This window comes from Bifidobacterium amazonense, assembly GCF_018555435.2.
In the GTDB taxonomy this organism is placed as follows: domain Bacteria; phylum Actinomycetota; class Actinomycetes; order Actinomycetales; family Bifidobacteriaceae; genus Bifidobacterium; species Bifidobacterium amazonense.
The window spans coordinates 1-14,925 of the sequence record NZ_JAFEJT020000068.1 but is presented as its reverse complement, the minus strand read 5'-3'; the positions used below and the strand labels follow the sequence as shown (position 1 = coordinate 14,925).

At 66.2% G+C, this 14,925-nt stretch carries 11 protein-coding genes; 2 read left to right on the top strand and 9 right to left on the bottom strand.

What is annotated here, in order from left to right:
* Positions 1-46 precede the first annotated feature (46 nt).
* Positions 47-1,450, bottom strand: coding sequence for a histidine--tRNA ligase (gene hisS, locus JS533_RS11925; RefSeq protein WP_241514866.1), 1,404 nt, complete (start codon positions 1,448-1,450; stop codon positions 47-49).
* A 104-nt stretch (positions 1,451-1,554) separates the two neighbouring features.
* Between hisS and JS533_RS11920 the strand changes: the two genes are divergently transcribed.
* The gene (locus tag JS533_RS11920) at positions 1,555-3,009 is read left to right on the top strand and encodes a DUF349 domain-containing protein (RefSeq protein ID WP_241514864.1); all 1,455 of its coding nucleotides are present in this window, start codon (positions 1,555-1,557) and stop codon (positions 3,007-3,009) included.
* A gap of 139 nt (positions 3,010-3,148) precedes the next feature.
* Here JS533_RS11920 and JS533_RS11915 read toward each other — a convergent pair whose 3' ends face one another.
* From JS533_RS11915 to JS533_RS11885, 7 genes are all read right to left on the bottom strand, one after another.
* On the bottom strand, positions 3,149-4,117 hold the full coding sequence (locus JS533_RS11915; RefSeq protein ID WP_241514862.1) for a siderophore-interacting protein: 969 nt from the start codon (positions 4,115-4,117) through the stop codon (positions 3,149-3,151).
* A gap of 104 nt (positions 4,118-4,221) precedes the next feature.
* Positions 4,222-5,067, bottom strand: coding sequence for an ABC transporter ATP-binding protein (locus tag JS533_RS11910; protein ID WP_241514860.1), 846 nt, complete (start codon positions 5,065-5,067; stop codon positions 4,222-4,224).
* Positions 5,064-6,113, bottom strand: a complete 1,050-nt coding sequence (locus JS533_RS11905) for a FecCD family ABC transporter permease (protein ID WP_241514857.1) — start codon at positions 6,111-6,113, stop codon at positions 5,064-5,066. The genes JS533_RS11910 and JS533_RS11905 overlap by 4 nt, the downstream gene beginning before the upstream one ends.
* 1 nt (position 6,114) lies before the next feature.
* Positions 6,115-7,176 carry a FecCD family ABC transporter permease gene (locus JS533_RS11900; RefSeq protein ID WP_241514855.1) on the bottom strand — a complete coding sequence of 354 codons (1,062 nt, stop codon included), beginning with the start codon at positions 7,174-7,176 and terminating at the stop codon, positions 6,115-6,117.
* Positions 7,173-8,249, bottom strand: coding sequence for an iron-siderophore ABC transporter substrate-binding protein (locus JS533_RS11895; protein WP_241514853.1), 1,077 nt, complete (start codon positions 8,247-8,249; stop codon positions 7,173-7,175). Before JS533_RS11895 ends, JS533_RS11900 begins: the two co-directional genes overlap by 4 nt.
* Before the next feature lie 201 nt (positions 8,250-8,450).
* Positions 8,451-10,004 carry an alpha-L-fucosidase gene (locus tag JS533_RS11890; protein WP_241514851.1) on the bottom strand — a complete coding sequence of 518 codons (1,554 nt, stop codon included), beginning with the start codon at positions 10,002-10,004 and terminating at the stop codon, positions 8,451-8,453.
* A 122-nt stretch (positions 10,005-10,126) separates the two neighbouring features.
* The gene (locus JS533_RS11885) at positions 10,127-12,694 is read right to left on the bottom strand and encodes an ATP-dependent Clp protease ATP-binding subunit (RefSeq protein WP_241514850.1); all 2,568 of its coding nucleotides are present in this window, start codon (positions 12,692-12,694) and stop codon (positions 10,127-10,129) included.
* A 140-nt stretch (positions 12,695-12,834) separates the two neighbouring features.
* Between JS533_RS11885 and JS533_RS11880 the strand changes: the two genes are divergently transcribed.
* On the top strand, positions 12,835-13,794 hold the full coding sequence (locus JS533_RS11880; RefSeq protein ID WP_241514867.1) for a universal stress protein: 960 nt from the start codon (positions 12,835-12,837) through the stop codon (positions 13,792-13,794).
* Between the two features lie 161 nt (positions 13,795-13,955).
* On the opposite strand, the gene JS533_RS11875 is transcribed toward JS533_RS11880, so the two are convergent.
* Positions 13,956-14,925: DUF3027 domain-containing protein (locus tag JS533_RS11875; protein ID WP_241514848.1), on the bottom strand; the 970-nt coding region annotated here is incomplete at its 5' end.

Genomic DNA, 14,925 nt, shown 5'->3' with positions numbered 1-14,925 from the left:
GCCTCGGTGACGTCGGTTGCATGATGTGTTCTGTAAGCCGTCTGGCTCATGCTTCCTCTACTCCTTTGATTTCCACGGTTTGCCGGGCAACCAGCGTATCCGGTTCCCAAGACTGTGCGTCGGCCTGCGTCTGCTCGCCGCTGACGATGTTCTTGACTTCGTCGTGAGCGTTCTCATCGGCCTTGTCCGCCGGGAACCACACGTACGGGATGCCGAGCTTGTCGGCGTACTTGATCTGCTTGCCGAGCTTGGCCGCGGTGGGGGCGACGTCGGCGGCGATGCCGCGCTCGCGCAGCGCGTTCGCGATCAGGTTCGACGCGGGACGGTCCTCCTCGTTCCAGACGGCCACGAGCACGGCCGCCGGCGAGACGCGGCTGGCGTGCGCGCCGGCCGTGTGCAGCATGTACGACACAAGACGGGACAGGCCGATCGACAGGCCGACGCCCGGGTACTTGCGGTTGCCCTGCGAGGCGAGGTTGTCGTAGCGTCCGCCCGAGCAGATCGAGCCGAGCGATGCGGCGCCGTCGAGGAACGTCTCGTAGACGGAACCGGTGTAGTAGTCGAGTCCGCGGGCGATCTTGAGGTCGGCGATCACCGAGCCGGGACGGATGCGGGCCGCCTCGTCGACGATCATCGCGAGCGTGTCGAGTCCCTGACGGGCCAGCGCGTACGCGTCGGAGTCGGTCGCGATGCCGTGCGCCGCGCACAGCGCGTCGAACTTGGCGGACAGTTCCGCGCCGTCGGCGGCGGTCAGGTCGGCGAGCTCGAGGCAGGCGCGCGCCTGCGCCTCGCTCGCGCCGCATCCTTCGACCAGGAGCTTCGCGACCTCGTCCGCGCCGATCTTGTCGAGCTTGTCGATCTCGCGCAGCACGCCTTCGATGTCGGTAAGTCCCAGGCCACGGTAGAAGCCCTCGGACAGCTTGCGGTTGTTCGCATGCACGGTCGCCTTCGGCAGGCCGAACTCGCGCAGGCGCTCCAGCGCGGAGACCATGACCAACGGCAGCTCGACCTCATAGTGGTCGGGCAGCTCGCCCTGGCCGATCACGTCGATGTCGGCCTGCACGAACTCGCGGAAGCGGCCCTCCTGCGGACGCTCGCCGCGCCAGACCTTCTGGATCTGCCAACGCTTGAACGGGAACGCCAGATCGCCGGAATGCTCGACGACGTACCGGCTCAGCGGCACGGTGAGGTCGAAATGCAGACCGAGACGGTCCTCGACCGGGGTGTCGTTCTCCTGACCGACCTCCTGCAGGCGGCTCAGCAGGTAGATCTCCTTGCTGGTCTCGCCTTTCTTGAGCAGACTCGAACCCTGCTCGACCGCACGGGTCTCGATGCCGATGAACCCGTTCAGCTCAAATACCCTACGTAGCGTATCGATGACACGCTGCTCCACGACACGTTCAGAGGGGAGCCACTCTGGAAATCCTGAAATAGATGCGCCTTTAGCCACGGTTCCCTATAATAAGGGAGGTTGCGGAAAACGCGGCACCGGCCTTCGGCCGGGAACGCACGTTTTGCAACCCCTCTACCACCTTGTAGCTTAAGGAGCTGGCCATGGCCGACGAGAACGTCACCGAAGAGAAGAACACCGAAACCACCGAGCAGGCAAGCACGCCCGCCCCTGAGTCACAGGCCAGCGCCAAGCCCGCACAGCCGACACCCGCAAGCATGCCGAAGCCGCACGCCCCCTCCCCCGCCGCGTTCGCCAAGAAGGCCGCGCACCCGCACACCTCCGCCCCGGCTCCGGCCAACGACGCCTACACCGAGGCCGACGTCAAGGCCGCCGAGGCGTTCGGCCGCGTCGACGAGAACGGCACCGTCTTCGTCAAGGACGGCGAGGGCGAGCGTGAGGTCGGCCAGTTCCCGGACGTGTCCAAGGAGGAGGCGCTGGCGCTGTACGCCCGCCGTTTCCTGGACCTCAAGGCGAAACTGAACCTGCTGGCGAGCCGCCTGAAGGCCTCCAACGTCAAGCCGCGCGAGATCGACGAGTCGCTCAAGCTGCTCGCCGAGGAGACCGAGCAGCCGGCCGTGGTCGGTGACATCGCCGCCCTGAAGGCGCAGTTCGAGGCGCTCAAGGCCGAAGGCGCCGCCAAGAAGGCCCAGCTGGCCGAGGCCCGCAAGGCCGCCGTGGCGAAGGCCGTCGAGGAGCGCACCGCGATCGTCGTCAAGGCCGAGGAGCTGGCCGCGTCCCTGGGCGAGAATACGAACTGGCGTTCCACCGCCGACAAGTTCCGCGCCCTGTTCGACCAGTGGCAGGAGCACCAGCGCACCAGCGGCGTGCGCATCGACAAGGCCGAGGCGGATGCGCTCTGGAAGCGCTTCTCCGCCGCGCGCACCAAGTTCAACCAGGGCCGTCGCAAGTGGGCGCAGGAGCGCGACAACGAGCGCAACGCCGCCAAGGAGGCCAAGGAGGCGATCATCGCCGAGGCGAACGAGCTGAAGGACTCGACCGCCTGGGGCGAGACCTCCCGCAAGTTCAACGAGCTGATGGACCGCTGGAAGCAGGCGGGCCGCGCCGGCCGCAACGAGGACGACGCCCTGTGGGCGCAGTTCCGCGCCGCCGCCGACACGTTCTTCAACGCGCGTCAGGCCGACCGTGACCAGATCTCCTCCTCCGAAAAGGAGAACCTCGCCAAGAAGGAGGAACTGCTCGCCAAGGCCGAGGCGCTCGTTCCGGTCGCCGACGAGGCCGCCGCGAAGAAGGCCCGTCAGGCCCTCGCCGCCATTCAGGAGGAGTGGGATCAGATCGGCTACGTGCCGCGTGACGACATGCGCCGCATCGAGGGCCGCCTCGACGCGGTCGACAAGCAGATCAAGGCCGTCGAGGACGCCGCCTGGAAGAAGACCGATCCGGAGGCCGACGCCCGCAAGTCCAGCTTCGAGGAGCAGCTCAACGCACAGCTCGCCGAGCTGAACGAGAAGATCGCCGCCGAGTCCGATCCGAAGAAGAAGGCCAAGCTCGAGGCCGAGAAGGCCACCAAGGAGCAGTGGCTGAACGCCATCAAGTAACGGTTCCGATTGATCGATACCGGCAGGTGCCGATCAATCGTTGCGGAAAGGCTCCCTTTCGCCGCACATTCATGTCATGCGTGTGCGGCGAAAGGGAGCCTTTCCCGATTCTTCGTATGGCGTTGCGCCTGCAAGCCCGTTACAGTTCGGCCTTGCCGTCCCGCCAATATCCCATGAACGCCGCACGGCTCCGCTCGAGGCCGTAATCGCGCAGCAGGATGCGTCGAACGTCCCTCACCACGGCGGCCTCGCCGGCCGTCCACGCGTAGAATCCGTCCGCACGCGCATCGTCCGGAGTCTCCCACAGCAGCTCACGATCGATATCGGGTTCCGTGAATGCCGGCGTTCCGTCCGGCTCCCCCACGACCGCTTCAGCCGTTCCGGCCGCGCCGGCATCGAAGCATGCGCGATGCCGATCCGCATACCTGCGCACCCGCTCGCCCAGCAGCATTCCGCGGCGACTGCCGCCCCGCGCGATCCATTCGATGCTCGACGACGCCAACGCCGGCATGTCGAGCCGATCGCCCGCATCCGGCACCTCGATCAGCGCCGTCGCCCTGCCCTTCCAGCCGGAACGTGCCAAAGACCGCAGAATGCCGCCGATCGCCGGCGTGGCCGTTTCGTCGCCGACAAGCAGCACCTCCCCCGCATTCCCCGGATGAAAGTCGATGCCGCCGCCATACGTGGTGGCCCGCGCGTCCGGTGCGACAAGCACCACCATGTCGCCGGGCCGCGCGCACGCCGCGAACGTTCCGGCCGGACCGGCGTCGTCGTGCAGCACGAAATCGACGGTCACCCGTCCTCCGAGCCCGACCGACCGCACGGTGTACGTGCGCATGATCGGACGTCGGTCGAGCGGCAGACCGCGCCACACGTCCCACCACAATCCTTTGTCACGGCATTCGTCCGTCAGCAGCGGCGAACGTTCCCACTGCGGGTCGTCGGCGAGCGGCAGCAGGATCTTGATGCGCTGGTCGTATCCGGCGTCCAACACGTCGCACAACTCCGGCCCCGCGAACGTCACGCGCATGAAATGCGGCGCGATGCGACGCGTTTCGGCCACCAGGGCGCGGAACGGATAGAACGACGGTCGTTCATTCGTTTCCATATCGTTGCTCCTTGTCATGCCGATCATCCCCTGTCGGCTCTTGATATTCCGTCATGCGCATCGCCGCGGCCGCGCGCACGCATCATCGTCACGGGCGTCCGGCGTCACTTGCGGAACCGCGCGAGGCTGTGCCGCGCATCGGGCACCATAAGCGGCAGTCCGGTGTCGGGATCGGTGACGATCCGCGCCTCCGTGTCGAACACGTCGGCGACCATCTGCTCGCTGATCACCTCCCGCGGAGTGCCGTAGTAGACTCGTTCGCCGTCGCGCAGCGCGAGGATCCAGTCGGTGTAGCGGATCGCCTGATTGAGGTCGTGCAGCACCATCACGATCGTGGTGTGTTCGGTCGCATTGAGTTCGCACAGCAGGTCGAGCACTTCCAGCTGGTAGGCGATGTCGAGATAGGTGGTCGGCTCGTCAAGCAGCAGGATGTCGGTCTGCTGGGCGAGCGCGAGGGCGATCCACGCGCGCTGCCGCTGTCCGCCGGACACTTCGTCGACGGGACGGTCGGCGAGTTCGGCCAGGCCGGTCACGGCGAGCGCGTGGGCGACGGCCTGTTCGTCCTCGTCCCGCCATGAGCCGACGAGTCCCTGATGCGGGTGGCGTCCGCGGGATACGAGATCGGCGATGGTGATGCCTTCCGGTGCGATCGGCGACTGCGGCAGCAAACCGACGATCGTGGCGACCTGCCGGGTGGGCATCGTGTTGATCGCCTTGCCGTCGAGCAGCACGCTGCCGTCGGACGGCTTGAGCAGTCGCGCCAGTCCTTTGAGCAGTGTGGATTTGCCGCAGCCGTTCGCGCCGATGATCGCGCCGATCCGGCCGGCGGGAACGTCGAAGTCGAGTCCGTGGATGATTTCGCGCCGGTCGTACGACAGTCGGACACCGTCGGCGCGCAACGTATGGCGCGAACGGTCCGTGGTGGCGGGATCGGACGGGTTGACACTCATACGAACACCTGCTTTCTGGACATGCGGACCATGAGCGCGATAAGCGCCGGCCCGCCGATGATGCCGGTGATCACGCCGACCGGCAGCTGCGTGGGAGGGACATGCTGGGCGACGATGTCGGACAGCAGCACGATCGACGCGCCGACGAGTCCCGCCGGTGCCAGCGCGGGCCGGCTCGGTCCGGACAGCCATGCGGCGATCGGTCCGGACAGGAACGAGACGAACGCGATCGGGCCGCTGGCCGCCGTCGCGGACGACAGGAGGATCACGGCGAGCACGATCACCATCGTCTGCACCAGATCGACGCGCACGCCAAGTTCACGTGCGGTGCTTTCGCCGAGCCGTAGCACGTCGATCTGTCGGGCGAGCGCGAGCAGCGGCACGCCGGCGACGATTACGATCACGGCGAGCTGCGGCACGTCGCTCCAGTCGGCGGAGGCGAGCGAACCGGTCAGCCAGCGCGACGCGGCCTGCATGTCCCATTGGTCGCCGCGGATCAGCACCCACGAGGTGGCCGCGTTGAGCGCGGCGGCCAGGCCGATGCCCATGAGCAGCAGACGGGTCGGGGCGAGTATGCCCTTCCATGACAGCCATGAGACGGCGGCTGCCGTGGCGAGGCCTCCGGCCATGGCGAGCATGGACAGACCGGTCCCCGACCAGTGCAGCACGATGATGCCGACGACTGCGGCAAGATTCGCTCCTGAAGTGATGCCGATGATATCGGGGCTGGCCATCGTGTTGCGCAGCATGAGCTGGAAGCTTGAGCCGGCCATGCCGAACGCGATGCCGGCGAGCGTGCCGACGATCACGCGCGGCAATCTGAGTTCGCCGATGATGAATCCGGCGCCGGGTACGTCCTGTCCGGCCAGTACGCCGAACACCTTGGACGGTTCGTAGAACGTGCGGCCGTATGACAGATCGAGGTAGAACAGCAGGAGGGTCAGCGCGGCGAGCGCCGCCAGTACGAGGATGCGGCGTCGCGTCGCGCGTCGACGTACGGTGCGCAGCCCGTGCAGCGCGTGGATGACGGCATCGTGTGCGCTCATCTCATACCTCCGTCATCTTTCCCGTGCGCGCGAGCGCGATGAACACGGGCGCGCCGATCAGCGCGGTCACGATGCCGACCTCCACGTCGCCGGGGCGTGAGATCACGCGGCCGATCACGTCGGACGCGACGAGCAGCAGCGGTCCGATCAGCATGCACAGGCCGATGATCCGGCGATAGTCGGAGCCGACGATGATGCGGGCCGCGTGCGGCACGACGAGTCCGACGAAGCCGATCGGTCCGGCGAGCGCGGTCGATCCGGCGCTCAGCAATACCGCGCCGGCCCATGCTATCGCTCGCGCGCGGGTCACGCTCACGCCGAGTCCGGCGGCCATCTGGTCGCCAAGGGCAAGCATGTTGAGTTGGCGTGCGCTGAACACGGCGAGTATGAATCCGATGAGCAGCATCGGCACGACGGGGGCCATGAGGTTGAACCGCGCGCCGGAGATGCCGCCGACCTGCCAGAAGCGATAGGTGCTGATCACGTCGGCGCGCGGCAGCATGATCGCCGAGGTGAGCGATGCGAGCGCGGATCCGAGAACCGCGCCGGCCAGCGTGAATTTGAGCGGGGTCGCGCCCGTACGGCCGATCGATCCGAGTACCCAGACCAGTATCGCGGCCGCTGCGCCGCCGATGAGCGCGACGATCATGTACTGGGCTGGCGTGGACAGGCCGATCGTGGCGATCGCGCAGACCACGGCGAATGCGGCCCCGGAGTTGAGTCCGAGGATCGACGGATCGGCGAGCGGGTTGCGCATCACGCCCTGCATGAGCGCGCCCGATACGGCCAACGCCGCGCCGACGAGGATTCCAAGCACGGTGCGCGGCACGCGCAGACGCACCACTTCGGACACGATGCCGTCAGTGCCGCCGGTGCCGTCCGCCGACGAGGTGAATGCGTACACCACCTGGTCGAACGTCACCGCGCGCGAGCCGAAGAGGACGGACAGCGCGCAGACGACGGCGAGCGCCGCCATAAGGGCCACGATGATGATGCCCGTCGTGCCGGCGCCGAGCCCGAGTCCGGGTCCGGTACCGGCACGACGACGTTGCCGTGACGTCACTGGACCTTGGCCGCGGCCTCGCCGAGCATCGTCATGTAGTCGGCGGTGGTGGCGGGGATGGACAGCGCGGTGGGGTTGAGCGCGTTCGCCAGCACGGTGTCGCTGTTGATCACGACGACCGAGCCTCGCTTGATGGCGGGGATCTTGGACAGCAGCGGGTCCTTCTGCAGGGCGGCCAGCAGATCGGAGGTGCCGTAGGTGACGATCACGTCGATGTCGGAGTACTGGTCGGCGTTCTCGGCGGACACGTCGGTGTAGAAGCTGTCGGCGTTCTCGCTGATCTTCTTCACCGATTCGGGGGTGTCGAAGCCGAGGTCGTTGAGGAACTGGGCGCGCGTATCGAGCGTGTTGTAGATGCTGAACGATGAGAGCTTGGAGGCGTCCATGTACATGACGGCCGCGGTTTTGCCCTTGATGGCCGGGTACTTGGCCGCTTCGTCGGCGATGGTCCGCTCGAGGTCGGCGATGAGCGTGTCGCCTTCCGTCGTCTTGCCGACGGCCTCGGCGACGACCTTGATCTCATCGCGCCACGGTTCGCTCCACGCGGTCTTGATGTACGGGACGGTGGGCGCGATCTTGGACAGCGTCTTGTACTGCTCCTCGGTGATGCCCGAATAGGGGCCGAGGATCAGGTCGGGTTCGGTGGCGGCGATGGCCTCGGCGTCGATGTCGTCGGATTCGTCGTGCAGCTGCGGCATGTCGGCCTCGGCCACGCCCTTGTCGTCGAGCGCCTGCTTCGTCCATGACAGGAAGCCGTCCACGGTTTTGCCGTACGTGTTCTTCTGCATGGTGACGGGGATGACGTCGAGCGCGATCAGCGCATCGTCCGCGCCCCATCCGACGGCGGCGACGCGCTTGGGCTGGCTGTCGATCGTGGTTTCGCCGAGGGCGTGCTTGATCGTGACCGGGAACGCGCCGCTCTCGGTTGAGGACGAGGACGAGCTCGACGTATCCGTGGCTTCGGAGGCGTTCTGGCTGGTGCCGCAGGCGGCAGCGCCGAGCATGGTCGCGGCGGCGAGCGCAGCGGCGATCAGTGAACGGAGCGTCTTGGCGTGCTGGTGCGAAACGGGCATGGTCTCCTCTTCTCGGTGACGGTGTCATATGGATCGGGCGCACGAGACGGGACCGGGACCCAACCACCTGTCCGCCTTGTCTCATGACCCCTGCCGTAGGCTACCGCGCATCGCAAGGAAACAACAGTCTTGTTTTTTCGCCTCCGATATGGTAGAGGCCGGCTTGTCACCGCGGCCTCCACCCTTCACCCATGCACTCCGTCACGCGATGGCGATGCGGAACACGACCGGGGCGTCGCCGCCGACGCCCGGTGCGTGCACTTCAAGCGCGGTGTCGTCGCGGGTCCAGTCGAGCGGCTCGCCGGTGCCGCCAAGCACGTGGATGTCGCGGATGAGGCCGTGGAAGTCGGCGTTGTGTTCGGCGTCGCCGTTCTTGAGCCGTTCGAAGCGGTATACGCCGTCGTCGGCGGCGCGCATGGCGATGGCGTACAGGTTGTCGCCGTTGATCGTATAGCGCACGTCGCGCGAGGTGAAGTTCTTCTTCACGGCGTCGGAGAACTGGCCTTCGATGATCTGCGTCGGGCCTTCGCCGAACCGCTTCCACGGCTTGCTGCCGTAGATCGCCTCGCCGTTGACATGCATCCAGTCGCCGATCGCGGTCAGTACGGCGAGATCCTCGTCGCCGAACGTGCCGTCGGCCTTCGGACCGACGTTGAGCAGCAGATTGCCGTTCTTGGAGACGATGTCGACCAGGTCCTGCAGGATCTCGGCCGCCGGACGGTACTGGTTGTTTTCGGTGTAGCACCACGAATTCAATGCGATCGCCGTGTCGGTCTGCCAGTGGTACGGCTTGGCTTCGGCGAGCTGGCCGCGTTCCACGTCCGGCGTGGCGGTGCCGAACATGAACGAATCCTGCTTGTAGCAGATCGTGACCTCCTCGCCCCATTCGTCGGCACGGTCGTAATAGTAGGCGGCGAACTTCTTCAGGTACGGCTGGACGGCCTCGTGCAGGATCCACCAGTCGAAATAAAGCACCTTCGGCCGGTATTCGTCGACGATCTCGCAGGATCGCAGCAGCCAGTCCTCGAGGAATTCGGCGGTCGGGTACGGCGTGCTGCGCTGGTCCATATGATCGGGTTCGGGCATGGCGGGCCAGTAGAAGTCGCCGCGTCGCATCGGCTCGTGGATGTCGCTGTCGAACTCCTTGCCGTGCCCCATGAAGAACCAGTGTTCGACGCGGTGCGAGGAGGCGCCGTTCACCAGCCCATGCTCATGGAACGCGCGCGTCAGCTCGCCGAGCACGTCGCGCTTCGGCCCCATTTCGGCGGCGTTCCAATGCGACAGGCGGCTTCGGTACATCTGGAATCCATCGTGGTGCTCGGCGACCGGCACCACGTATTTCGCGCCGGTGCGCTCGAACAGGTCGGCCCATGCGTCCGGGTCGAACCGTTCGGCCTTGAACATCGGGATGAAGTCCTTGTATCCGAATTCCTTCTGCGGACCGTAGGTCTTCACGTGATGATCGAATTCCTTCGATCCCTGGATGTACATGTTGCGCGAATACCATTCGCTGCCGAACGCCGGCACCGAATAGACGCCCCAGTGGATGAAGATGCCGAACTTCGCGTCCTCGAACCACTGCGGCGTCCGATGCCGCTGCAGCGACGCCCAATCGTCCTTGAACCGCCCACGCGCGATCACCTCGTCGATCGCGGCGAGATTGCGCCGCACGTCCCCGGTCGCGCCGGCTCCGGCCGTATCAGTTCCGTCGCCCGTATCGTCCGTCCTGATTTCGTTGGTCACGATATCTGCCATGACTGCATCGTCTCCTGATCGTACGGATCCTACGATGCGTAATTGTACGACAAAGGGCTGTGGTTCCTTGGAACCACAGCCCCATCATGTCATGCCGGAGTATGGTGCGCCGGTGCCGTACGCTATTCGGCGGCGCCGTCCGCGGACGCGTCGGCCGCAACCAGCTCAGGCTTGTCGTCCTCGCCGGATTCGTCGGCCGGCTTGGCACCGTCGAAGTCCTCACCGGTGAAGGTGAATTCCTCGTCGAGCACATTGTCGCCCTCGGTGCCCACGGTCACCTTCTGGCCGTCCTTGAGGTCGCCCATCAGGATCTTCTCCGAAATGGCGTCCTCGATGTCGCGCTGGATCACGCGACGCAGCGGACGGGCGCCGAGCAGCGGGTCGAAACCCTTCTGCGCGAGCAGGTCCTTGGCCGCGTCGGTGAGTTCGAGCGACATATGGCGGTCGAACAGGCGGTCGTTGAGCTGCTTGACGTCCAGATCAACGATCTGACGCACCTGCGGCTCGGTGAGCTGCTTGAAGACGATGATGTCGTCCAGACGGTTGAGGAACTCGGGGCGGAACTGCTGCTTGAGCTCCGTGCTCACCTGGTCCTTCATGCGCTGGTAGCTCGACTCGGTGTTCGTGCCGAGGTTGAAGCCGGTGTTCGCCATCTTCGCGATGTCGCGTGTGCCGAGGTTGGTGGTCAGGATGATGATGGTGTTCTTGAAGTCCACCTTGCGTCCCTGGCCGTCGGTCAGATGGCCGTCATCCAGCACCTGCAGCAGCGTGTTGAAGATGTCCGGATGCGCCTTTTCGATCTCGTCGAACAGCACGACGGAGAACGGCTTGCGGCGCACCTTCTCGGTGAGCTCGCCGCCCTCCTCGTAGCCGACGTATCCCGGAGGCGCGCCGAACAGACGCGACGCGGCGTACTTCTCGGAGAACTCGGACATGTCGACGCGGATGAGCGCGTCCTCGTCGTCGAACAGGAACTCGGCGAGCGCCTTGGCCAGCTCGGTCTTGCCGACGCCGGTCGGACCGGCGAAGATGAACGAACCGGCGGGGCGCTTCGGGTCCTTGAGGCCGACGCGGGCGCGGCGGATCGAACGGGACAGGGCCGAGACGGCCTCGTCCTGGCCGATGATGCGCTTGTGCAGCTCGGCCTCCATGTTCATGAGCTTCTTGGATTCGGCCTGCGTGAGCTTGAACACCGGGATGCCCGTGGTGTTCGAGATCACTTCGGCGATCACGTCCTCGTCCACGACCATCTTGACGTCGGATTCGCCCTGCTTCCAGGCCGTCTCCTTGTCCTTGCGCTCGGCCTCCAGCTTCTCCTGGCTGTCGCGCAGCTTCGCGGCCTTCTCGAAGTCCTGGGCCTTGATGGCCTCGTCCTTGTCGGCGGCGAGCTTGGCGATGCGGTTGTCGAGGTCCTTGAGCTCCGGCGGCGCGGTCAGGCGCTTGATGCGCAGGCGCGCGCCGGCCTCGTCGATCAGGTCGATGGCCTTGTCCGGCAGGTTGCGGTCCTGGATGTAGCGGGCCGAGAGTTCGGCCGCGGACTGCAGCGCACCGTCGGTGATGGTCACCTTGTGGTGGTTCTCGTAGCGCGAGCGCAAGCCCTTCAAGATCTCGATGGTCTCCGCGATCGACGGCTCGTGCACCTGGATCGGCTGGAAGCGGCGTTCGAGCGCCGCATCCTTCTCGATGTACTTGCGGTACTCGTCGGTCGTGGTCGCGCCGATGGTCTGCAGTTCGCCGCGCGCGAGCATCGGCTTGAGCATATCGGACGCGCCGAGCGCGCCGTCGGCCGAGCCGGCGCCGACGATCGTGTGGATCTCGTCGATGAACAGCACGATGTCGCCGCGGGTCTTGATCTCCTTGAGCACCTTCTTAAGGCGTTCCTCGAAATCGCCACGGTAGCGCGAGCCGGCCACCATGGAGCCGAGGTCAAGCGAGTAGACCTGCTTGCCCTTGAGCGTCTCCGGCACGTCGCCCGCGTTGATCTTCTGCGCGAGGCCTTCGACGACGGCGGTCTTGCCGACGCCGGGCTCGCCGATCAGCACCGGGTTGTTCTTGGTGCGACGGGAGAGCACGACCATCACGCGTTCGATCTCCTTGGAACGTCCGATGACGGGGTCGAGCTTGCCTTCGGCCGCCTCGGCCGTCAGGTTCCGGCCGAACTGGTCGAGGATCGCGGAGCCGGTCTGCGCGCGCTTGTCCTGCACGCCGCCCGCGTTCGCGAGATCGCCCTTGTTCTGACCGTCCCCGGTCGCGGAGTTGCCGCGGATCATATCGATCGTCGCGCTGCGCAGCTCACCCAGATCGACGTCCATCTTGATGAGCACCTGCGTGCCCACGCCTTCGCCCTCGCGAATGAGGCCGAGCAGGATGTGCTCGGTGCCGATGTAGCTGTGTCCCAGCTGCAGCGCCTCGCGCAAGCTCAGCTCCAGCACCTGCTTGGCGTGCGGCGTGAAGGGAATGTGCCCACCGGGAGCCGCGTTGCCCTTGCCGATCATCTCTTCGACCTGCTTGCGGGTGTCCTCGAGGGTCACGCCCTTCGATGCGAGCGCCTTGGCTGCGACGCCTTCGCCTTCACGAATCAGGCCGAGCAGCAGATGCTCGGTGCCGATATAGTTGTGCTGGAGGGCACGAGCCTCTTCCTGCGCCAGCACGATGACGCGCCGGGCACGGTCGGTAAACCGTTCGAACATGCTTGTCCTTCCACTCTTGTTATTCACTGACACTCTACCGATTCACGGTGACGTTTCTTCCCGTTGTCCCACGAATTGCGCTGAGAACGCAACGTAAGACGTTATGCTGGTTTTGTCGAAGTTATGTCAAGGAGGGCATGATGACCGAGAAGACGACTCTGGCCGACATCGTGGTCGGCGTGGACGGTTCGGACGAATCCTTCGCCGCGTTGCGCTGGGCTTTGCGCGAGGCGCAGCTGACCGGCCAGCGCGTGAACGCCGTATATGGATGGACCCGTTCGTGGGATATGGGTTCGGAGCCGAACAGCGAGGAGGGCTGGGCCCAGCTGCGTGCACAGATCACCGAACGGCTTCGCGCATGGGTGGACGAGGCCGTGGCCGGACTGGACGACGTGTCCGCGGATGACGTGACGCTCACGTCGGTGCATGCGTCCGGCACGTCCGCGCTGCTGCGGATCGGCAAGGACGCGCAGCAGCTGGTGGTCGGCCGCCGTTCGCTGGGACGCGTGGCCCGCTGGTTCACCGGTTCGTTCTCCGCGTCTCTTGCCGAGGAGGCGACGGTGCCGGTGACGGTGGTGCGCATCTTCACCGACGAGGACGAGACGATGCAGGACGCGATCGCGAACGCGCTGACGCCCGGGGATGCGACGGTCGGCTATGCTCGGCCCGCGACCGACGGCGGCAGACCCGTGGTGGTCGGCGTGGATGGCTCGGCCACGTCGCGCCGCGCGTTGGAGTTCGCCGCGCATGAGGCGCGCGTGCACGGGCTGCCGTTGCATGTCCTGTTCTGCTGGCAGCTCAAGGATCTGGGCATCGTGCCCGGCTATGAGAACGCGGTGGCCCCGGTGGCCGAGGGCCAGCGTCGCGCGGAGCATCTGTTGGACGACATGCTGTCCGGCGAATCGTTCGACGGCGGGCTGGTCGTGCAGTCCCATGCGTTCCATATCGCCGCCGCGAAGGGTCTGATCGCGGCGTCCCGTTATGCGAGCCATCTGGTGGTCGGCTCGCGTGGCCTGTCCGGTCTGGACGCGCATTTCCTCGGCTCGGTCTCCAAGCAGATCGTCAATCTGGCCGAGTGCACGGTCACGGTCGTGCACTGACCTGCCGCCTTGGACGTCGCGTTCACGCGACGCGATACGCGACCATGATCGCCTGATCGATATATGCGATGAGGGGGCGGTCCGGAAATTCCCGGACCACCCCCTCATCATGTCGCGTGCGACATCGGATACGACGGGCAGCGGCCGTGTCTGCGTCTGCGTCAGATCTGCGAGCGGAGCACGATCACGCCCTTGCCCACCTCGATGCCGGCGTCGTTGAGCCGTTCGATCAGTTCGATCTGGCCGCGTTCCTCGCGCGGCGCCTGCGCGACGACGTCGATGTGGTAATCGTCATACGCGGGTTTGGACTGCACCCACAGTCTGCTCGGCTCCGGCGGGTCGATCTCCGAATGCTCGCCGCAGCCGTGGTCGATGGAGACCACGCGGCCGTCGTCCGGGCTCCACTTGTTCGCGCACACGCCGAAGAGCATGTTGAGTTCGCCCTTGAGCTGGATGAAGAAGCCGCAGTTGGCGCACACGTTGCCGTCGGCGGTTTTCGTCGACAGCGACTTGGGACCGTGCTGGCCCTCGTACCAACGCTTGGCAGCCTGCGCACGGCCGAGCGGGGTCAGGACGTGCCGGCGCGACAGGTTGAACTCGCGCACCGCGTCGTCAACGTCCTGTTCGGACGTGACGGATGGCGCGACGGCCGGCTCCGTCGGATCAGCGGATGCCTCAATGACCGCATCGTCGGCGACGGCGGCATCGGCCGCAGCCGTCGTGCCCGCACTCGTCGCCGCGGCATCCGCGACATCCGCGTCATCCGACGGCGCGGCCTCATCGGCGGCCCGCGCATCGGCGGAAGCGGCGTCAACCGCATCCGACTCACCGGCATCCGCGACGACGGCCGCGCCCTCGTCCTGCGACGGCGTATCGGCAACGGCGGGTTCGGTCTTGCGGAAGCCCTCCTCGATGCGCGGGTCGTCGGGATCCGTGCCGATCGAATCGGTGACGGACAGATCGGTCGGTTCCAGCCGGTCCTTCCACGGCACCCACGCCGGCGGGCGCAGGGCATCCTCCGTGGGCACCAGCGTGGACTCGTTGACCGTCCAGCGTTCCGCCTCCTCGTCATGGAACAGCGTGACCGTCCACTGCCAGCCTTCATAGCCCTTAAGCTGGCATACGAAGCGG

Coding starts and splice junctions, on each gene's coding strand:
- JS533_RS11920 (WP_241514864.1), top strand. CDS start 1,555: ATGGCCGACGAGAACGTCACCGAAGAGAAGAACACCGAAACCACCGAG.
- JS533_RS11915 (WP_241514862.1), bottom strand. CDS start 4,117: ATGGAAACGAATGAACGACCGTCGTTCTATCCGTTCCGCGCCCTGGTG.
- JS533_RS11910 (WP_241514860.1), bottom strand. CDS start 5,067: ATGAGTGTCAACCCGTCCGATCCCGCCACCACGGACCGTTCGCGCCAT.
- JS533_RS11905 (WP_241514857.1), bottom strand. CDS start 6,113: ATGAGCGCACACGATGCCGTCATCCACGCGCTGCACGGGCTGCGCACC.
- JS533_RS11895 (WP_241514853.1), bottom strand. CDS start 8,249: ATGCCCGTTTCGCACCAGCACGCCAAGACGCTCCGTTCACTGATCGCC.
- JS533_RS11890 (WP_241514851.1), bottom strand. CDS start 10,004: ATGGCAGATATCGTGACCAACGAAATCAGGACGGACGATACGGGCGAC.
- JS533_RS11885 (WP_241514850.1), bottom strand. CDS start 12,694: ATGTTCGAACGGTTTACCGACCGTGCCCGGCGCGTCATCGTGCTGGCG.
- JS533_RS11880 (WP_241514867.1), top strand. CDS start 12,835: ATGACCGAGAAGACGACTCTGGCCGACATCGTGGTCGGCGTGGACGGT.